This window comes from Pseudoalteromonas sp. 1181_04 (assembly GCF_052850545.1).
The window spans coordinates 210,858-229,732 of the sequence record NZ_VXCS01000003.1; the positions used below are offsets into that span (position 1 = coordinate 210,858).

The window sequence follows — 18,875 nt, forward strand, 5'->3', positions numbered from 1 at the left end:
TTACTTTTCATAGCGCACTAAGCGTAAATAAACGAACGACTCTTTATCGTGCAAACTGTTAAGACCTCTGTCAAAGGTGTATACCCAAGCTGAAGTTTTATCGCCAATACCTGATGTACTAGTCCAATAGTTCTCACTTAAATTGCCCAAAAACACGGTCTCATTAATACTAGGGGTTACACAGCTATGTTCTAAAATACTGGCAAGCTCTTTATTATTAGGTACTTGCCAATCTTTATAAGCACCTGTGCGGTCGTTTACCGCAGCTCTTAATGCTTCTTGCCAATTAACTTTCACAATGCTGTTTAAACAGCTATTGGTTGTTAGGTCATAGCTTTGTCCATAACTACAGGTTTGCCACATAAGTCCGGTGATATTATCACTCACCGTACCATCGGTGTGCATTGTAAAACGCGCTGTAGCCGTTGTTTGTGTTACACCTTCATAACAGGTCTGCACAGCCATTGCTGCAGGGCTTGCTAACAATAAGCCAATTAATAATGATTTCATTGTGTTGCTCCTGCGGTTCTGACTAAGCGCACAAACGCGGTATCACTTTTAGGATATGCCAAATCATTGCCGTCGCTCATATCAAAAATATACGCTTGTGATAAGCTAGTCCCATCTACCGCAGTTTGTGAGGTCCAATAAATTAGTCCATCCGCTAATAAGTTACTATTAGGCGTATTAGGAAAGTAATTCTCATCGAGCAATATTGATTGTCCATGCTTGCCATAATTAAGTAGCGTTAATAGCTCTGTGTAGCTAGGTACTCGCCAGTTAGTACCGCCACAGTAATCAAGAGCATTTACTTCATTAACATACACTTGTAAGTTACAATTATTATTACTTGGGCAAGTGCTGTTTGGCGTGCCAAGGCTACTCCCCGTTTGCACACCATCTTCACTAGTTAAATACCAAGTATAATGATTTTGTCCTTCACGCAACGCCGTATTTGGTAAAGTGCCTGTATTAGGGCTTTTTACTTCCCAAATCAAACCCGTAACGTTATCGCGAATACAACTAAAATTAGCGGCGCTATCTAATAATTCATCGGCAAACTGGTTAAGTTTTGTAAAATCAAAAGCCTGCTCACCTTTACCCACTTTCTCGATATGCGAGCCAACCCCACTATCGCGGCCAACAGAAGCATCTTGACGCGGAAAATCAGGACTTGTACAGGCTATTTCTTGGGTGTTGTTGTAGCATTTGCTCATCCCAGTATCATTGATAAGACCAAGCGGTTTAGAATTAACCACAATATCAACACTATCTTTATCAGTGCGACCTTTACTATCAGTCACGGTTACTTCAAAAGTATGGGTGTTGACCGCTTCGGTTGCCGGTGCTGTGAAAGAAGTAATACATTGCTGCTGGTTATCAAGCACCGCTGTGCCAGCTGTTTGCTGCCAGTAGCATTTAAAGGTGTCTGTTACTGTTTCGGAATCTGTAGCATCTAAGGTCACTTTTTCCAGCTCAATAACACTTTGATCAATACCAGCATTAGCAATAATGACTTCACTGGTTTTGTTTAAGGTATGAGAATACTGCGAGCTCGACTCGCCCCCCTCATCATCGACAACCGTTAACAGCCAAGTGATCTGCGTGTTGGTATCAAGTAACGGATGAGTGAAACTAATTGTTGCATTGCTATTACTATCTACAGCGAGCGTTGGCCCTGTAATTTGTTGCCAGTTATAGCTATTAATTTGGCCATTTTCATCCGGATCAACTGAACTGGCGCCACTTAAGGTAATTATATCTTTATAATCTGAAGGCAATGTTTCGGGTGCAGTTTGAGTGACAATGACTTGAGGAAGCTGATTATTTGACTCAATTTCGATCAGTAAGTCATCACTAACTAATTGGCCATCGGTGGTTTGATAACTAACACGCAGTAATAGCTCGCTGTTTGCTTTAATATCAGGGGCAGTAATGGTTTGTAGTGCACCAGTGAGGGGAAAGCCGGCAATAATTGGTCCACTTACTCGCTGCCAGGTAAAGGTACCATCAGCAGGCGACCCTTTGGCCTCAATAGTAAATTCACTTTTTTCAATAATGCGCTGATCATCGCCAGCAAATACGGATGCTGCGACTACGGGATTATCGTTGCCGCCTCCTCCGCCACCGCATGCTGTCAATACAGCAAACAACGGTAAAACCATTAAAGGGGATTTCATGCACTGATTCCTCATTTAAAACTGAAATTACGTAGCTTTTATATTAATAGCCACGCCAATCAATAAATTAAGCAACAACAATGCCAGATACAAAAAGAGGATGTTATAAATAGCTATCTTGGTGAATACGGACAAATAACTTTGTGCCTATTTTACTATAATCGACCTTATACTCACGACCATCTAACGCCTGAATGAACAGTAAGCGCTTCTCTTCTCCAAATACGTCAGCACTACCTATGTAAACCATTTCTAAATAGCGCTCTTTAGCTTCACGACGATTTTTTGGCAACTCTTCCTTAAATGGCTCTAAACCATGTTGAGTTACCTTGATTTTTGGGTGTATTTCAGAATTCACGATCACTAAATCGAGTTTTTTATCTTTATGGATTATGGTATTTCTGCCACTTTTAATAAAAGATCTATCTTGACTCATCGCTTCATCCTACTAACTAACGCCTATTTTCAGGCGTCTGTCTCTCTAATTGAGATTCTATAAATACGACTGGGTTATTCCGCCATGCATTTAAGCTATGGCTAAAATCCCAAATACTTCTATCTAATACACTTGCGGGTAACAGTAAATCATATCCTGTTAATTGCCGTAGATGTCGCATCCTATTAGCAAACATGGCTATCAAGCCATTAAAACTGCGACCATTCACAGAAGTGTAATGATTATCTTCAACTAACCATTCTGATGGGCAATTGCCATTTTTGCAATGTTTTTGAATTACTTGCATAAATAAATGCCGTTGTTCGATCAATAATTTACCAGCAATTCTTGGTGCTAATTGTAATAAAAATTCATCAGTGTCATTAAGTTTAATACCTACAGCATTTAACTCAAGCGGTTCAAGTTCTTGTTCTACTTTAGGAATACCACTGCGATTTAGATTTTCTTGCTTCAGACTCCAATAGCCATATTTATGTTGATAAGTAAGTTCTTGTTCTGTAATAACTAAACTGTAATATGGCTCTTGAGTTTTTAAAAAACCAACAAAAATAGCAGCCAAACATAAACTCACTAAAAAAGTTTCGAAAATGCTAATTTCGTCGGGCCGCAGTAAATTAAACAGCATTATAAATATCAGCCCCACCGCACCGACAGTGAGAATTTCGATACCATTGCGCGCACCTTGCGCACGCAATTTTAAAACAGTATTTTTGCGTTTAACCATAACGATAAAAAATAATATAAAAAACGTACATAATTATAGTCCAAATAATCAATTTTCGTATTTTCATACAACGCGGACATTTGCTCGTTAACTTCATAACTCTCTCATATACAAATACAAAACAGGAACAAACAAAAAATAACTTAACTTTTACGCCTAACCGACAGATTTATGAGATACGCGGCCGCCAATTCACGCTGTAATTTTGTACACTAGAGGCAATTAAATTTCCGGTATTTTTAACAATGTATGCAAAGCAATCTGGCAAAGCGCTATTTCCATTTATTATTACTCTACTTCTGGGGCTATGTGTTTATCTTTATTTACCAAGTAGCCAAGGTGAGCAATCCGACTTCACAGCAAGTGCTACCCAAGTAACCGCTCACACTGTAGCAAGTGAAGAAAATGCAGTCCTCATTGAGGCTATCGGCAGTGCCCGCGCTAATCAAGCAATTTATATAAAAAGCGCACAAAATGATTACGTAACTGACATTTATTTTAAAGACGGTGATTTAGTCAGTAAAGGTCAAAAGCTCGTACAATTGCAATCGCAGCAAGAAGAACTCACCGTTAAAGAACTGGCAATTAACTTACGTGAAGAAAAACGTCAACTTGAACGCTTAACTGAGCTTTCTCGCTCTCAAGCAACCGCAAAGTCATTGCTCGAAGAGCAACTTTCTCGCGTTGATGCAACCGAAGCGCAGTTTGAAAATGCTAAAACTAAATTGGCTGAAATGACTATTTTCGCGCCTTTTTCAGGCATTTTAGGTAAGCGTCAAATCTCCGTAGGTGCTTATGTAAATAACAGCACAATTATTACAAGTTTAGATGACATAAGCATAATTAAAGTCGATTTCAAAGTCCCAGAAAAATACCTTGCGCAATTAAACGTTGGCATGAAAGTAATGACCCAAAATGATGCTTACCCTGAAAAAACCTTTACCGGTAAAGTAACACACGTTAGTGCACGAATTGATTCAATCACCCGCAGTGTTGAAGTCACAGCCAGCTTCGCGAATAAAAGTGGTTTATTACGCCCAGGCATGTTGCTCAATACAGCATTACAACTGAGCTCAAATCAAGCGATGATGGTGCCAGAAAAAGCGGTGATCCCACAACAAGATAAACATTATGTTTTTCAAATTGAAGACGGAATAGCCACCAAAGTAGAGGTTCACGTTGCAGGTCGTCACAATGGCTGGGTTGCCATTGATGAAGGTATTAGTAATGGGCAGCAAATTGTTACTGAAGGAATTATTAAAATTCGCTCAGGCAGCAAAGTTACTGTGAAGGGGTAAACTGTGAAAATTACTGATACCAGTGTCAAACGCCCCGTTTTTGCAATTGTAATTAACCTACTGTTACTAACCTTTGGTTTAGTGGCTTTTTCGATGTTACCGCTGCGCGAATATCCTGATATTGAATCACCAATAGTCAGTGTAAGCACTGAATATACGGGTGCCTCAGCCGAGATCATAGAAACAAAAATAACCCAAGTACTGGAAAACCGTATTTCCGGTATCGAAGGTATTAAAAGCATTAATTCATCAAGTAGAAATGGTCGCTCAAATATTACCATTGAATTTAATATCAGCCGTGATATTGATGCCGCATCAAACGATGTCCGCGAACGTGTAGCGCGCGCACTAGATAGCCTCCCTGAGCAAGTACGCCCGCCAGAAGTATCTAAATCTAACAGTGATGAAAGCCCTATTGCTTGGTTTTTACTCAATAGCGACACGATGGATTCATTGCAACTGTCTGATTATGCACAGCGCTTTATTGTCGACCGTTTAGCTGTGGTAGATGGTGTTTCCAATGTGCGTGTTGGTGGTGAACGTAAATATGCCATGAAAATTTGGCTCAATCGCCAAGCAATGGCTGCTCGTGGCATAACCAGTAGTGACATAGAAAACACCCTACGAACTGAAAATGTTGAGCTACCAGCTGGTGAAATTGAATCTATCGACCGTGATTTTACCGTACGAACAGCGCGTAGTTATAAAGAGCAGCGAGACTTTAAAAACTTGGTAATTAAACGTGGTGACGATGGTTACTTAGTTCGTCTTGGTGAAGTTGCTGATGTAAACTTAGAAGCCGCTGACGATGAAAGCTTATTCCGTGGTAATGGCCGCAACATGGTTGGCCTTGGTATTGTTAAACAAGCTAAGGCCAATACACTTACCGTGGTCGATAATGCTCGTGCTGAACTTGAAAAAATCAAACGTAATCTGCCAGAAGGCACAACTATTCAAGACAGCTATGACTCGTCAATATTTATTAAAGAATCGATTAACGAGGTTTACAGTACCTTGGCTATTTCAATGGCTTTGGTGGTATTAATTATCTTCTTATTTTTAGGGAACATTCGCGCTACCTTGATCCCAGCGGTAACAGTCCCTGTTGCGTTGGTTGGTAGCTTTATGTTCTTACTGGCGATGGGTTATTCAATTAACTTATTGACACTACTGGCGCTGGTGCTAGCAATTGGCTTGGTTGTTGATGACGCGATTGTAATGCTAGAAAACATTCACCGGCGTATCGAACTGGGCGAACCGGCTCTACTAGCTGCCTATCGTGGCGCCCGTGAGGTTGGTTTTGCAATTATAGCCACCACCTTAGTGCTGATCTCGGTGTTTGTGCCTTTGGTATTTATGGATGGCCGTATCGGCGCATTATTTACCGAGTTTGCGATGGCCGTCAGCGCTGCGGTATTCTTCTCAAGCATTACCGCATTAACACTCTCGCCAGCGTTGTGTTCATTAGTACTCAAACCATCCTCAAAAGAGAGTAAATTCAGCCAATGGATGGACCGTATCTTTAGTAAGATTGAGCAAAGTTATAAAAACTCTTTACGCTCAAATATGACGCGTTCAGGTGGTTTAACAATCACCCTACTGCTGGCTGGTTTTGTTAGTTATTTACTGTTCCAACAAATTCCTTCAGAACTTACGCCAAAAGAAGACCGTGGTACTTTCTTTATCATGATGAGTGGCCCTGAAGGGGCAAGTTATGAAAATAACGCCGCCAACATGGCAAAAATTGAAGAACGTTTAATGTCTTATTCCGAAGCGGGCGAACTAAGCCGAGTGCTGGTGCGCGTACCTGGCTGGGGTGGCAGCGGTGGTGTAGCAATTGTTGGTATGGCTGACTGGGATGAACGTAAACGTTCAACTTGGGAAGTAATGGATGAGATCAGTGCAAAAATGACTGAAGTCACCGATGTGCGCGCTTTTGCTATTATGCGCCGTGGTATTGGTGGCGGTGGCTCATCACGGCCCATTGAGTTTGTCCTGCAAGGTAATGATTATGCACAATTAGCTGATTGGCGAGACCGGATCATTGAACGTGCAGAGAAAAACCCAGGACTGGTGCGTATTGACCATGACTACAAAGAAACCTTCCCGCAGTTTTTGATCAGTATCGATAAAAACAAAGCGGCGGATTTAGGGATTTCAGTTTCGGATGTTGGCCGCACCCTTGAAACCATGTTAGGGCAACGCCGTGTTACCACCTTTATTGACCGTGGTGAAGAATACGATGTGATCTTAAAAGGCACCAAAGCTGACTTTGCTGATCCTACTGATATATCAAATATTTACTTAAAATCACGCAGTGGTGAACTGGTTCCTCTAGATAGCTTAATTAGCTTGAAAGAAGAAGCCACTGCATCAAGGCTAAATCGTTACAACCGAATGCGTGCTATTACTTTGAGCGCTAACCTCGCCGATGGTTACACCCTTGAAGAAGCGCTTAACTTTTTAAATAAAGTGGCAATGGAAGAAAACGAAATTGATGGCGCCATTGATTATAAAGGTGAATCGCAATTATATTATGAAGGTGCCTCAGCGATGACGTATGTTTTCATTCTAGCGCTTACTGTTACCTTCTTAGTTTTAGCCGCTCAGTTTGAAAGCTTTATGCACCCCTTTGTGATCATGCTCACTGTGCCACTGGGTTTGATGGGCGCAATGTTTGGTTTATGGGTTGCAGGACTAACCATAAACATTTACAGCCAAATAGGCATTGTAATGCTGATTGGTCTTAGTGCTAAGAACGGTATATTGATTGTCGAATTTACCAATCAATTGCGCGATAAAGGCGTAGAGTTTAGTGAAGCTATTTTACAAGCAGCAACCCAAAGATTGCGACCAATTATTATGACCTCTTTGACTACGGTAATGAGTGCGGTGCCACTAGTGCTAGCCTCAGGCCCTGGTGCAGAGAGCCGTATGGTAATTGGTGTAGTGGTGTTTACTGGCGTTATTGTAGCAACCATACTTACGCTATTTGTTGTTCCTGCGGCGTACTATGCGCTGGCTCGCAATACTCAGTCTCCTGAGTTTTTACAACAAAAGCTCAACCAACAAGAAGCTGAAAGGCCGCTAAAAGAGCTTTAATCTCATCGTAGCGTTGCAAACCCATAGCAACGCTACTTTTCACTTCCACACACTTCCCTACTGTAATTAAATGAAATAATAAACCACCTTGCTCGTTCTTCTGATACGCTAGATCATCCGTGTAATTTAACAGCTTAAGGAACAACTAATGAGTATAACAAATGAAACAGCAACATTTGGTGGTGGCTGCTTTTGGTGTATTGATGCCGCGTTTAGGCGCGTGAAAGGCGTTTTACAAGTAAGCTCTGGCTATACTGGCGGCAAAACAACTAAGCCTACGTATAAACAAATTTGCACTGGCCTCACCGGCCACGCAGAGGTTGTACAGATTAAGTTTGACAGTAGCCTGATAAGCTACGAAACCTTACTGGCGATGTTTTTTACCCTGCATGATGCCACTCAGCTAAACCGCCAAGGTAATGATATAGGTACCCAATATCGAAGTGTGATTTATTATCATGATAGCGAGCAGCAAGCGCAAACTAATCAATATATTGCAAAATTACAAAGCCAAATACGCGAAGATATCGTCACTGAAGTTAGCCCTGCAACCACTTACTACCCTGCAGAGCAGTATCACCAAGACTACTACAACGAAAACCCTGAGCAACGCTATTGCAGTTTATTGATAGCACCAAAGCTGAAAAAGTTTGAAAAAGACTATAAACAGTTTTTAGTAAACTAAGCAAAGTGCTAAATAAGCATTTTCATCTAAATATAAAAAAGCCCGACAAACAAAGGTGTCGGGCTTTTTTATTTAAGCTAGAACGAGATCAGAACTGGTAGCTGGCGCCAACAAAGAAGCGACGGTCAACTGTATTGTAGTAAAACACTTCGCCAGTTGCATAATCCATACTTGAGTCAACCGCGTTGTATTGCTTATCAAATAAGTTTTCAACACGAGCAGAAAATGAAAGCGCACTGTTAAATTGATAATTTGCAGTTAAGTTCCATAACGTATAAGAACTAAGCTCTGTTACTTTACCTTGACGATCACTACGGTACTGCATATCAAAACCGGCATCAAAATCGCCCCACTGCTTCGCAACAGACCAGTTCACAGTACGTGGTGAAACATAAGTTTGTGCTACACCCGTTTCGGTATTTTCAGCATTTAAATAAGTAAAATTAAACTGATTATCAAAACCAAGTACTGTATTGGCAAAGCTAAACTCAACACCCTCATGGCGTGCTTCATTTATATTTTCTGGCTGCCATTTACCTGCTGCATTAGGTGCCCATGCAATTAGGTTTTCAATATTATTTCTGAATATTGATATATCAAGCTTTGCCTGAGAAAAGTCTAAACTCAAACCTAACTCTTGGTTAGTTGATGTCTCTGGTGCTAAATTTGGATTACCTGGAGATAAAGGGTCAGGAAAATAAAGATCATTAAATGTTGGCGCTTTAAAGCCCGTGCTTTGGCTCAATCTAAGTGTTGCACGCTTATTTAAGTGATAACCAACAGCTGCGGCGTAAGTTGTTTCATTACCAAACTGCTCATCATCATCTAAACGCAATGCTAAATTTGCAATGACTTTATTGTCATCAAAATAGCCCCCAAGAAATGCAGCTTTAGCTACTTTGCTATCCGCTAGATAAGCCTTACCATTGGTATATATTTCATCTTTATACCAATTAAGCCCGCCATTAACGGTTAAAACTTGGCTTGCATTATAACTGCCGTGGTAATCAAATTGTTTACGTTTTGTTTTATAACTATTAGTAACAATCGCACCAGTGTAATCATAGCCTTTGTTGTCAGAATCATCGGTTGCAATAGCAACATTAATTGAGTGCTTATGATCGGTAAAGGATTTATCCCAACCCAGCCCTAGCTGATAATTTTCAAATTCATTATTTTCTACGATACTATCAATAGGCGAGAAAGCATTGTCGTATTGTGCATTACCTTCACTGTATTGACCCAGCGCTTTAAGCTCACCTAACAGCTCATCTGCATAGTGAATATTAAATCCTAAATTTTTGTTCTCATAACCATCTTCATCCGGCGCTACGCCTTGCAATACGTCAAAGCCATCCGTTTTTTCAAACCCAGCATTAAACGACGCTTTAACATCATCAACTACCGTTGTACCTGCAACTTGATAATTTTGATAAGCATCAGTACCAAATGTTGCATCTAGGCTGACGGATTCCTTTGTACGAGTAATAATATTGATCACACCAGCGAGCGCATCAGACCCATAAACTGCAGCACGAGAGCCTTTAACAATTTCAATGCGCTCTATTGAATTAAGAGGAATATTACTAATTGATTTATAACCAAGGGTTGCAGAGCCCGTACGTACGCCATCAACCAAAATAAGTGTATGTCGCGAGCTTGAACCGCGAAGTGACACGCCAGAACTTTGTCCAAAGCCACCATTGGAATTTATTTGAAAACCAACTTGGGTTGCTAGTAAACTCGGTAAATCACGGACATTACTTGTTTCAATATCACTGCGCTCAATAACAGTTACACTGGCAAGTACATCAGTAATTGATTGCTCAAATTTATTAGCGGTTACCGTAAGGCGTTCAATTGATTGCTCTGCAGACACAGAAAAAGACAACGCAGCGGCAATTGCTACGCCTAGAGTAGATTTGTTTAACATGATATCCCCTGACCCGCGCCCACCGCACAAGTGATAGTAAATTGACTTCAAGGCCGGTCTCCGGACTTAACATAACTCGCTAATAAATTTAGCTAAAAGTATGTATCACCGTTGCGGGGGCAGTGTTGGACTTCGTTTATATCCTATAAACGCCACCAACTTCCCGATTATCTTGCTTTACTTAATCAACAACCTTGAAAAGTAACCACAAGCACCTTGAAAATAGGCCGCTATTGTGATTATTTTAAGCACAAAAGTCAATGGACGGCTATACATCTAAATACTCTAGGTTCTAGGAATAACCATAAGTTCTAAACTAAAAAAGCCAAACTACATTGCTGCAATTTGGCTTTTTCTAGCACCTAGAAACCTAGCTCCTAGCTTTCTAATCTCTAAAGTTTTTAAACTGAAATGGTTGCCCTAAATCAGCACTGCGTACTACTTGCATGGCTTCTTGTAGGTCATCACGTTTTTTGCCCGTTACACGTACTTCTTCGCCTTGGATCGCGGCTTGTACTTTCACTTTAGAGTCTTTAATGGCTTTAACTACTTTTTTAGCCATATCTTTTTCGATACCTTGCTTTAGCGCAACATTACGGTAAACATTTTTTCCCGCACGTGAAATATCTTGCAGCTCTAAACTTGATACGTCCATACCGCGTTTTGATATTTTGCTCGCTAAAATATCAAACAACTGCATAACCTGTGAATCAGCTTCTGCTTTTAGTTTAATGGTTTTATCATTAAGCTCTATTGACGCATCAACGCCTCTAAAGTCAAAGCGAGTTTCTAGCTCACGGTTGGCGTTATCAACAGCATTTTTTGCTTCGTTCATTTCGACTTCCGAAACAATGTCAAATGAAGGCATAAGTCTCTCCTAGCAAGATATTTTTAATTCAAATTTATATTGTCGATAATTATACTATATAAATTTTATAAATCTTTACACTTTTCTATGCTTTGTTCAGCTGCGATACGAAATTTGTTTGATATACTACGGCTCTATTTTTAAACGATTTAGGATTTTTCGTGACTCGGCGTGTTTATCAAACCCTATTTTTAATCAGTATTCTGGTATTTACCTTTTTGTTTGCCCGCGATTTTAGGGGCGTTGGGGTATCGTCACTGCCTCACCTAGATAAGTTAGTACATTTTACTATTTTCTTTGTTCTGGCAGCCGTCATGGTCAGAGCATTCAAGCTACCTGTATTCGTTCACCTCGTGTTATTAGCATTTTATGGCATTGCTATTGAGCTAATGCAAAGCACAATCCCTTATCGTAGCGCCTCTGTTGCTGATGTTGTTGCTGACTTTTCTGGGGCTGCTAGTTTCTTTTTGTTGTTCGGTATTTATTCTCGTTTTAAAAAGAATCAAAATGGCTAATATATTCGTCGTTGGCGATGGTGCCATTGGGCTGCTCTATAGCCATTATTTGAGTCAACAGCACAGGGTTACCCTACTTACCAAGCATGCTATTGACGAACCTCGTTTTTATCAACAAGCTAAAGCCCCAAAACAAACAATTAATTGCCAACTGACAAACCTGACTCAATTATCCGAGCACGGCCAAGTCGATGTTATTATTTTTACTGTTAAAGCATATCAAGTTGCCACCGCATTTAGGCAACTAAAGCCTTTTTTAAGCGCTCAATGCCAATTGATTTTATCTCACAATGGCATGGGTAATGTAGATGAAATAAATAGCGAACTTACAAAACAACAAGGACTATATTTTTTAACAACACGTTTAGCGGGCTACAAAGATACACCTTTTAGTGTGTTGCATACTGGTATCGGGAGCAGCATTTTAGGTGATTGTAACCAGCAAGCAAAAACACAACTCGCTGAAGTTAAAAATCTACTAAACGCTATTCCTGAATTAACAACCACAAATAATATACAACAATTACGCTTTGAAAAATTACTCGTTAATATTGCTATTAATCCACTCAGTGCGCTGCACAATGTGAAAAATGGCGCACTGACTGAACCACAGTTTAGTGGCATAATTTTAAATATCTTAAACGAAGCGTGTACCGTAGCAAATAAACTAGGTATTAATGTGCGACTTGCTGAAGCATTGGCGAACGCCTATCAAGTGATGAGTGATACCAAAAACAATTACTCATCAATGCATCAAGATATCGCCCATAATCGCATCACAGAAATTGACGCGATGTGCGGTTATATTTGCCAAAAAGGTAATCAACTCGGTATTAATACCCCTCACAATCAATCTTTACTCGATGCTATCAGACATAAAAAAAGCGCGATTTAACTCGCGCTTGTTATTAATAACTATCAACCTTACGGGCGATAAACTTTAACATTGGCAAAGCCATTTTCATGTAAAATAAGCGCCTGTAGCTGACTCATTACACCTTTAGTGCAATATAAGTAGTAGTCTTTGTCTTGCGGTAGGTCTGCAAATTTGGTCGCTAAGCGGAAAAATGGCAAATGCACAACTTCTATCCCATCAATTTCAAGCGGTGCTGCATCTTCTTCTTCCGGCGAGCGAATATCAACAACAACTGCATCAGCTGGTAAATCAGAAACTGACTCTGCCTCTTTTAGCTCTTGTTTAGCTTCAACGTCAATGTCACGAATATCCATAATACGTGCGTTTTCAATAACAGTATTGAGCACATCAAAATCAAACTTTTGCTCTTCAGCTTCTACTACGGCAATTTTAGCTTTAACTGTAGGCTTTTTAGAAATCACACCACAGTATTCCGGCATAGTTTCGGCCATTTCTGCGGTGCCAATTTTACGAGCGATGTTTATAATTTCTTGTTTGTCGTGTTGGATCAGCGGGCGTAATATAAGCGTTTCGGTAACACGGTCAATCACACTTAAGTTGGCTAATGTTTGACTTGAAACTTGGCCTAGACTCTCACCGGTAACAAGCGCTTGAATCCCCATTTTTTCAGCTATTTGGCTGCCTGCACGCATCATCATACGTTTGAGAACTACACCCATTTGACTGTTTTCAACATTTTCTAAAATTTCGGCAACAACGGGGTCAAAGTCAACACTGATAAATTTAACTTTATGGGTTGAGCTAAACTGCTTCCAAATATAATAGCTGGCTTGTTTAACACCAATCTCGTGCGCCGCACCGCCTAAATTGAAGAACAAAAAGTGCGTACGAGCGCCTTTGCGGATCATTTGATAACTAGCAACGCCTGAGTCAAATCCACCTGACATTAACGACAAGACATCTTCTTGCGTTGGTAATGGGAAACCGGCCATACCATGATGGGTGTGCGTTACTACGTAAGCTTTATCATCTTTAATTTCAAGACGAATAGTTACTTCAGGATTTTTTAGTCTTACGCTGGCGCCATCGACGTGCTGATTTAAACCACCACCCACATAACGCTCTACATCGGTAGAGGTGAAATCATGCTTACCTTGGCGCTTACAACGTACACAGAATGTTTTGCCCACGACGGTGTGGCCAACCATATCTAACGCTTTTTCGTAAATATCGTGCAGGTTTTCGTAGTTAGTTTCGGTCACTTCAATAAACTGCACAATACCTGGGATCCGTTGTAAGCCATCGATAAAATCAAGGCGCATTTGTGCGTCATCTGATTTAGTTACGACGGATATATTGTCCCAGTTATTTTGTACTTGTACTTTTTCGTCAAGCTTGCGTAACACAATTTTAATGTTGTTTTCTAACAACTTAGTAAAGCGTTTACGCACAGAGCGGCTTTTAATGGCTATTTCAGGATGGAGTTTGACGATAAATTTAAGCATAGTTTACTCGTTAGACAATATTTAGGATTCACGCACCCACGTGTTGGGCGCGCGATTATAACAAAAAATCTAACGTCTAGGAAATAAACAACCGCTGCGTTTAATTAAACAGGCTCTGCTTGTGCCGCTAATTTACTGTATTTTTCGCGTAACAAGTTAATTTTTGGGATACTTTGCTCGGTGCCAAATGCTTTAAAAAGCGCTAACACTTTTAAAATACCATTATAAATATCTTGCTGCATTAACTCACCGCTTAACCGTCTGGCTTTAATGTAAGGAGTCCAAAAACTGACGGTGATTTTTAGCATATGAGCAAGTTCAACGGTATCTTCATCATCAATTGCGATCATCCCACCTTCACGCAGGCCAATCACAATTTCGCGCACTTGACTTAACAAAGCCTCTTGAAACTCAATATAATCTTTTTTCAGTACTTCGTCGCGAGATAAAATGTCACCCAAATTGTCATAGAAAAAATGAAAACGCCACATCAACTCAAACAAAGCATCAAGATACCCAGTTAAGTGTGTTAGTGCTTCATCCTGCTTTTCCATTGGCACAAATTGAGTGTGTAAATGCTTACTATATAATGCAAAAATATGGCGAATAATGTCTTCTTTATTTTTAAAGTGATAATAAAGATTACCGGGACTGATGCCCATATGTGAAGCGATATGGTTGGTTGTGACCGCACGCTCGCCATGTTGGTTAAATAGCATTATGCTGGTTGTAATTATTTTATCCTTGGTACTCATATCCTGCTACTCTGATTATTTTTATTAGAGTAAATGCCCATAATTCACTCAGTATTATTAGCCGCGCAGTATATACAAATATAATCCAATAAAATACCACCTTGAAAATTTCTAATCCATAATTCGTAGTTATTGTTTCTTATTGAAATAAATTCATTTACAAATGAAAATATGCAGTCGCAATTTGCAGGCTGATCTGGACAACAAAGACTGTTAATATAACCCTCAAAATAACACTAAGATGATATTTATGAAAGTCACCGCAATTTATCCTGGCACCTTTGATCCATTAACCAATGGACACACAGATCTGATCCAGCGGGCAGCTAAAATGTTTGATACTGTAATTGTTGCAGTTGCTCACAATCCTAGTAAAAAACCCTGCTTTAGCCTAGATGAGCGGGTAGCAATTGCCAATAGTTTACTCACTCATTTAGATAACGTCAGTGTTATTGGCTTTTCTGGATTATTAGCTGATTTAGCACGCGATCATAGTGCGAATGTACTGATCCGCGGTATTCGTGCGGTGTCTGACTTTGATTATGAGTTTCAGCTTGCCAATATGAATCGTCGTTTAAATCCTGATTTAGAGAGTGTTTTTTTAACCCCAGCTGAAAAGAACTCATTTATCTCTTCAACCCTAGTTAAAGAAGTCGCGCGTCATAAAGGCGATGTCAGTGAGTTTGTACACCCTATTGTAGTAAAAGCATTACAGGAAAAGTTACACGGATGAAGTTAAATATCTATTTAAGCACCCTTGTTGTGATTGCCACACCCGCGTTTGCATCACCTTGGATTGAAAGTGACGACCCTTTATTACGAGCCTCAATTGAGATGCTCTTTAACCAAGGCGTGATTAAACAACCGATCAATAGTTATCCCTTGATGTGGCAAGGCATTGCCAGAGATTTAAATACAATTGAAAGCAGCAGTTTATCTACACAAAGTCGATTTGCTTATCAACACGTAAAACATGCCTTAGAGAACGCTAAACAAGGCAGTAGCTCTGGTGTGAGGCTTAACTACAATAGTGAGCCGACTTTGCAACAAAGCTTTGGCAAACGCGATCAACAAAAAAGTGGCATTAATAGCTATGGCTCTATCACTGGCGACCGTGTTAGCGCCAAAGTCAGTGTTAATTACGCTGATCAGGCACTTGATGATGAACACATAAACTATCATGGCAGCTACTTAGCAGTATTAATGGGCAATTGGTCTGTTAGCGCCGAACAAGTAAGCCATTGGTGGGGACCAGGTAACGACAATGCATTACTACTGTCGAATAATGCCGCACCAATGAAAGGGCTAAGAATTAACCGTGCTAACACCCAATATGTCGGCCCAAGTTGGTTATCATTCATTGGTAACTGGCAGTTGACTGGTATTTACGCAAAACAAAAACCACATTTAAGTAATGGTGAAAAAGGTGACTACTGGGCCATGCGCTTTGCCAGCACACCACTACCAGGACTTGAGGTTGCATTTAGTACCGCAAGCTCTGATTATTTAACCAATACAGAAGTAAATCCTAATACGCTGGAAGTAATAACAAATAAGCAACGCTTAACAAGCTTAGATGCCAAATACTCAACCACTATAGCAGAGCAACCGATTGCATTTTACACCGAGATAATGGGAAAAAATGACAGTGGCTTAGCGCCAAGCGATGCTTTTTATACAATTGGCATTGAGAGCTTTTTTGGCGGCCAAGAGCAATTACTAAAAACCTATTTTGAATATTCAAATACACAACAAGATTGTACAGCACAACTTAGTTGTGACGATGCTAATGAAGCATTTATTAATTATGCCCAAGCCTATAATCATAAAGATCGGTTAATTGGCTCTGCAACACCACAGCAAAGTAAATCAGCAGTATTAGGTGCGCATTATCATACTATGAACGGTTATGGCGGCTATGCGAAGTTACGTTGGTTTAAAACTGACATCACCGACTTGACCCAAGTCGCCGAAACGTTTGAACGCTTACAATTAGAGCTTGGTTATCAGCAGGCTATTTTTAGTGGTTTATGGAAGATCAGCGGCTCAGTGTATAAAGACGAACTTGCTAACGAGTCTGATACCAACAGCGCATTAAAAACCAGCTGGGAATACCGCTTTTAAGTTTTCGAAACAAGGGCCTGATGTTTATTTAGGCCTTTTAAATAATTATAGCAAGACACCAAACCTAGAAAATCTTTATTACATAATAAAGCAATTATCATAGTGATATCAGATATATTAACTATTACAGAATAAAAATACCAAAACCACCACGGACCTATGTATTTAGTAAAGTTTAAGTCTATATACATACCAATAAACAAACTGATATTTATCATCAGCCCCATGCATAAATACAACTTGACAGGTGATTTTTGTACGGTTTTGCCCCGCGCTATTAACATAATTACTAGAATAGTGACTAGATCAAAAACACTCCAAACTAAATATGCAGAAGTACTATCTAACAAGTCATATCCAAACCCTTGATTAAAGAGTGGATCACTCAATAAATATGACAAAAAGATGGAAAGTGCAATCCACATTACAGTGGGGTCGCTCCCAGGTGAGGAAGATTTTTTAACAACGTTGTATAAAAATGCCATTAAAAAGCCCCACATAATCAGCGAAGCTAAATAAACATTAAAATATTGCTCTATTAGCTCCATTAATTACTCAAGCCTATGCGTTTATATAAATACAACATATTAATTTTATTAATAACTATCCGTAAGAATAAAAAATCTTTTTCAGTAATCAGTGCAAATATCATCGATAAATCAACAACATTTACTCCATATGAATAAGCAGTCCACAGCCACCATAGCTGATCATTGTGTAAGATATAAATATCATAATGAGTTGCAAGCATAAGAAAGGAGTTAAGCACTAAACCAAGTAAAATATAATATAGCGCGGTGAATCGCTGCCTTTTAAAATATATAAACCATGCAAATATTACAGCAATGGTGAGTAAGTCATAGATAAACCAGTTTAGGTAATTTGAATAGGATAAACGATAAAAATCACTTATCATGTAAGAAAAGGCCATCAGAAAAGACAGCTGAACAATTGCTTTGTCCGGATTATTAAGTCTAGAAACAAGATTAAATAGGAAGGCCATTAAAAACCCCCACTCGATAAACACACTGATATACGGGCCGATCGTGTCGTTAATAAACATAAACGCTAAACAAGATGTTTTTGCTGTTGTCCTTTAAATAACGCTTTAATTCCATTTTTAAGCTTAATCAACCCTAAAATGTCACGATCGACAATTAAGGCCACTATCATTGTAAAATCAACGATATTAACCCCAAATGAGTAGATGTCCCACAATAGCCAAGGTGAAGTATTTCTATAGATATATAAATCTATGTACATGAATATAAAAAAGATAATATTGAAAGACAATCCTAAAATTAAATAGATAAAGGATGGTGTTGTTTTATTAATGAAAAAGAATACAACTCCCAAAAATCCAAGGGTGACTAAATCATAAATAGCCCAGTCTAAATAAGTGGCGGGTGTTGGAGATAGCCAAGTAAAGAAATGATCGCCAATCAAATACGAGAATGCCATAACAAATGAACTGAGCAATAAGGTGGTGTTTCTTTTAATATCTAAAGAAAAAATAAAGATATTAAAAAAAAAGGCCATTAAAAAGCCCCAGACAACTAAGGCTGATAAGGAAAACACACCAAATAACTCAGTTAACAACATTAAATACCATATTCCTACTTTGGTTTTTTATCTGGGAACGGAAAAACGGCACCGCCTCCACGCTGAATTTCAGCTTCACCTTTAGCTGCTAGTAAGGCTTCATTAGATATAGACACTGTATCAGATTGTAGGGTTTTATTACTAGCGCTTTGTTCAAGTGCTGGCTTTGATTGTTGCATATTATTGTATGCTTGCATTTGTAATTGGCTGTTAGCTGTAACTTGCATAAGATTAATCCTTTCAATAAATG

At 39.4% G+C, this 18,875-nt stretch carries 18 protein-coding genes and 1 riboswitch; of the genes, 7 read left to right on the forward strand and 11 right to left on the reverse strand.

Annotation, left to right across the window (positions count from 1 at the left end; translation table 11 throughout):
* The 4 genes from FW757_RS03615 to FW757_RS03630 form a co-directional block, all read right to left on the reverse strand.
* Nucleotides 1-510, reverse strand: a complete 510-nt coding sequence (locus FW757_RS03615) for an Lcl C-terminal domain-containing protein (protein ID WP_182718369.1) — start codon at nucleotides 508-510, stop codon at nucleotides 1-3.
* Nucleotides 507-2,180 carry an Lcl C-terminal domain-containing protein gene (locus tag FW757_RS03620; protein ID WP_149981363.1) on the reverse strand — a complete coding sequence of 558 codons (1,674 nt, stop codon included), beginning with the start codon at nucleotides 2,178-2,180 and terminating at the stop codon, nucleotides 507-509. Before FW757_RS03620 ends, FW757_RS03615 begins: the two co-directional genes overlap by 4 nt.
* A 103-nt stretch (nucleotides 2,181-2,283) precedes the next feature.
* The gene (locus tag FW757_RS03625) at nucleotides 2,284-2,616 is read right to left on the reverse strand and encodes a hypothetical protein (RefSeq protein WP_149981364.1); all 333 of its coding nucleotides are present in this window, start codon (nucleotides 2,614-2,616) and stop codon (nucleotides 2,284-2,286) included.
* A 16-nt stretch (nucleotides 2,617-2,632) separates the two neighbouring features.
* Nucleotides 2,633-3,361, reverse strand: a complete 729-nt coding sequence (locus tag FW757_RS03630) for a DUF2982 domain-containing protein (RefSeq protein ID WP_149981365.1) — start codon at nucleotides 3,359-3,361, stop codon at nucleotides 2,633-2,635.
* Nucleotides 3,362-3,606: 245 nt separating this feature from the next.
* On the opposite strand from FW757_RS03630, the gene FW757_RS03635 reads away from it, so the two are divergent.
* The 3 genes from FW757_RS03635 (at nucleotide 3,607) to msrA (ending at nucleotide 8,446) form a co-directional block, all read left to right on the forward strand.
* Nucleotides 3,607-4,659, forward strand: coding sequence for an efflux RND transporter periplasmic adaptor subunit (locus tag FW757_RS03635; protein ID WP_149981366.1), 1,053 nt, complete (start codon nucleotides 3,607-3,609; stop codon nucleotides 4,657-4,659).
* Between the two features lie 3 nt (nucleotides 4,660-4,662).
* Entirely contained in the window at nucleotides 4,663-7,761 is a 3,099-nt protein-coding gene (locus tag FW757_RS03640) for an efflux RND transporter permease subunit (protein WP_446440869.1), read from the forward strand.
* A gap of 148 nt (nucleotides 7,762-7,909) precedes the next feature.
* Nucleotides 7,910-8,446 carry a peptide-methionine (S)-S-oxide reductase MsrA gene (msrA, locus tag FW757_RS03645; protein ID WP_182761524.1) on the forward strand — a complete coding sequence of 179 codons (537 nt, stop codon included), beginning with the start codon at nucleotides 7,910-7,912 and terminating at the stop codon, nucleotides 8,444-8,446.
* A gap of 88 nt (nucleotides 8,447-8,534) precedes the next feature.
* Here the strand turns inward: msrA and FW757_RS03650 are convergent, their stop codons facing one another.
* Nucleotides 8,535-10,379, reverse strand: coding sequence for a TonB-dependent receptor domain-containing protein (locus FW757_RS03650; RefSeq protein ID WP_182794710.1), 1,845 nt, complete (start codon nucleotides 10,377-10,379; stop codon nucleotides 8,535-8,537).
* A gap of 34 nt (nucleotides 10,380-10,413) precedes the next feature.
* Nucleotides 10,414-10,591, reverse strand: a riboswitch (cobalamin riboswitch).
* A gap of 173 nt (nucleotides 10,592-10,764) precedes the next feature.
* Nucleotides 10,765-11,247, reverse strand: coding sequence for a YajQ family cyclic di-GMP-binding protein (locus tag FW757_RS03655; protein ID WP_145235145.1), 483 nt, complete (start codon nucleotides 11,245-11,247; stop codon nucleotides 10,765-10,767).
* Nucleotides 11,248-11,408: 161 nt separating this feature from the next.
* Between FW757_RS03655 and FW757_RS03660 the strand changes: the two genes are divergently transcribed.
* Both FW757_RS03660 and FW757_RS03665 read left to right on the forward strand, forming a co-directional pair.
* Entirely contained in the window at nucleotides 11,409-11,762 is a 354-nt protein-coding gene (locus FW757_RS03660; protein ID WP_149981373.1) for a VanZ family protein, read from the forward strand.
* A complete protein-coding gene (locus tag FW757_RS03665; RefSeq protein ID WP_446440870.1) occupies nucleotides 11,755-12,657 on the forward strand; it encodes a ketopantoate reductase family protein in 903 nt (300 codons plus the stop codon). Before FW757_RS03660 ends, FW757_RS03665 begins: the two co-directional genes overlap by 8 nt.
* A 29-nt stretch (nucleotides 12,658-12,686) precedes the next feature.
* Here the strand turns inward: FW757_RS03665 and thiI are convergent, their stop codons facing one another.
* Together thiI and FW757_RS03675 are read right to left on the reverse strand one after the other, a co-directional pair.
* Nucleotides 12,687-14,144 carry a tRNA uracil 4-sulfurtransferase ThiI gene (thiI, locus tag FW757_RS03670; protein ID WP_182718375.1) on the reverse strand — a complete coding sequence of 486 codons (1,458 nt, stop codon included), beginning with the start codon at nucleotides 14,142-14,144 and terminating at the stop codon, nucleotides 12,687-12,689.
* Nucleotides 14,145-14,248: 104 nt separating this feature from the next.
* A complete protein-coding gene (locus tag FW757_RS03675) occupies nucleotides 14,249-14,899 on the reverse strand; it encodes a TetR/AcrR family transcriptional regulator (RefSeq protein ID WP_149981376.1) in 651 nt (216 codons plus the stop codon).
* A gap of 250 nt (nucleotides 14,900-15,149) precedes the next feature.
* Here FW757_RS03675 and coaD point away from each other — a divergent pair, with 250 nt between their 5' ends.
* Together coaD and FW757_RS03685 are read left to right on the forward strand one after the other, a co-directional pair.
* A complete protein-coding gene (gene coaD / locus FW757_RS03680; RefSeq protein WP_145235133.1) occupies nucleotides 15,150-15,632 on the forward strand; it encodes a pantetheine-phosphate adenylyltransferase in 483 nt (160 codons plus the stop codon).
* Nucleotides 15,629-17,023 (forward strand): capsule assembly Wzi family protein, encoded by a 1,395-nt coding sequence (locus FW757_RS03685; protein ID WP_446440871.1) that lies wholly within the window; start codon nucleotides 15,629-15,631, stop codon nucleotides 17,021-17,023. Before coaD ends, FW757_RS03685 begins: the two co-directional genes overlap by 4 nt.
* Here the strand turns inward: FW757_RS03685 and FW757_RS03690 are convergent.
* The 3 genes from FW757_RS03690 to FW757_RS03700 all read right to left on the reverse strand — a co-directional run bounded on the left by FW757_RS03690 (nucleotide 17,020) and on the right by FW757_RS03700 (nucleotide 18,852).
* Nucleotides 17,020-17,571, reverse strand: a complete 552-nt coding sequence (locus tag FW757_RS03690) for a hypothetical protein (protein ID WP_446440872.1) — start codon at nucleotides 17,569-17,571, stop codon at nucleotides 17,020-17,022. The genes FW757_RS03685 and FW757_RS03690 overlap by 4 nt on opposite strands.
* Nucleotides 17,572-18,091: 520 nt before the next feature.
* A complete protein-coding gene (locus FW757_RS03695) occupies nucleotides 18,092-18,625 on the reverse strand; it encodes a hypothetical protein (protein ID WP_446440873.1) in 534 nt (177 codons plus the stop codon).
* 14 nt (nucleotides 18,626-18,639) lie between these two features.
* Complete coding sequence (locus tag FW757_RS03700) at nucleotides 18,640-18,852, reverse strand: hypothetical protein (RefSeq protein WP_446440874.1); 213 nt, start codon at nucleotides 18,850-18,852, stop codon at nucleotides 18,640-18,642.
* Between the last annotated feature and the right edge of the window lie 23 nt (nucleotides 18,853-18,875).

Excerpts from the sequence above, each read along its gene's own strand:
- FW757_RS03615 (WP_182718369.1), bottom strand. The coding sequence starts at position 510 with ATGAAATCATTATTAATTGGCTTATTGTTAGCAAGCCCTGCAGCAATG.
- FW757_RS03620 (WP_149981363.1), bottom strand. The coding sequence starts at position 2,180 with ATGAAATCCCCTTTAATGGTTTTACCGTTGTTTGCTGTATTGACAGCA.
- FW757_RS03625 (WP_149981364.1), bottom strand. The coding sequence starts at position 2,616 with ATGAGTCAAGATAGATCTTTTATTAAAAGTGGCAGAAATACCATAATC.
- FW757_RS03630 (WP_149981365.1), bottom strand. The coding sequence starts at position 3,361 with ATGGTTAAACGCAAAAATACTGTTTTAAAATTGCGTGCGCAAGGTGCG.
- FW757_RS03635 (WP_149981366.1), top strand. The coding sequence starts at position 3,607 with ATGTATGCAAAGCAATCTGGCAAAGCGCTATTTCCATTTATTATTACT.
- msrA (WP_182761524.1), top strand. The coding sequence starts at position 7,910 with ATGAGTATAACAAATGAAACAGCAACATTTGGTGGTGGCTGCTTTTGG.
- FW757_RS03650 (WP_182794710.1), bottom strand. The coding sequence starts at position 10,379 with ATGTTAAACAAATCTACTCTAGGCGTAGCAATTGCCGCTGCGTTGTCT.
- FW757_RS03655 (WP_145235145.1), bottom strand. The coding sequence starts at position 11,247 with ATGCCTTCATTTGACATTGTTTCGGAAGTCGAAATGAACGAAGCAAAA.
- FW757_RS03665 (WP_446440870.1), top strand. The coding sequence starts at position 11,755 with ATGGCTAATATATTCGTCGTTGGCGATGGTGCCATTGGGCTGCTCTAT.
- thiI (WP_182718375.1), bottom strand. The coding sequence starts at position 14,144 with ATGCTTAAATTTATCGTCAAACTCCATCCTGAAATAGCCATTAAAAGC.
- FW757_RS03675 (WP_149981376.1), bottom strand. The coding sequence starts at position 14,899 with ATGAGTACCAAGGATAAAATAATTACAACCAGCATAATGCTATTTAAC.
- coaD (WP_145235133.1), top strand. The coding sequence starts at position 15,150 with ATGAAAGTCACCGCAATTTATCCTGGCACCTTTGATCCATTAACCAAT.
- FW757_RS03685 (WP_446440871.1), top strand. The coding sequence starts at position 15,629 with ATGAAGTTAAATATCTATTTAAGCACCCTTGTTGTGATTGCCACACCC.
- FW757_RS03690 (WP_446440872.1), bottom strand. The coding sequence starts at position 17,571 with ATGGAGCTAATAGAGCAATATTTTAATGTTTATTTAGCTTCGCTGATT.
- FW757_RS03695 (WP_446440873.1), bottom strand. The coding sequence starts at position 18,625 with ATGTTGTTAACTGAGTTATTTGGTGTGTTTTCCTTATCAGCCTTAGTT.
- FW757_RS03700 (WP_446440874.1), bottom strand. The coding sequence starts at position 18,852 with ATGCAAGTTACAGCTAACAGCCAATTACAAATGCAAGCATACAATAAT.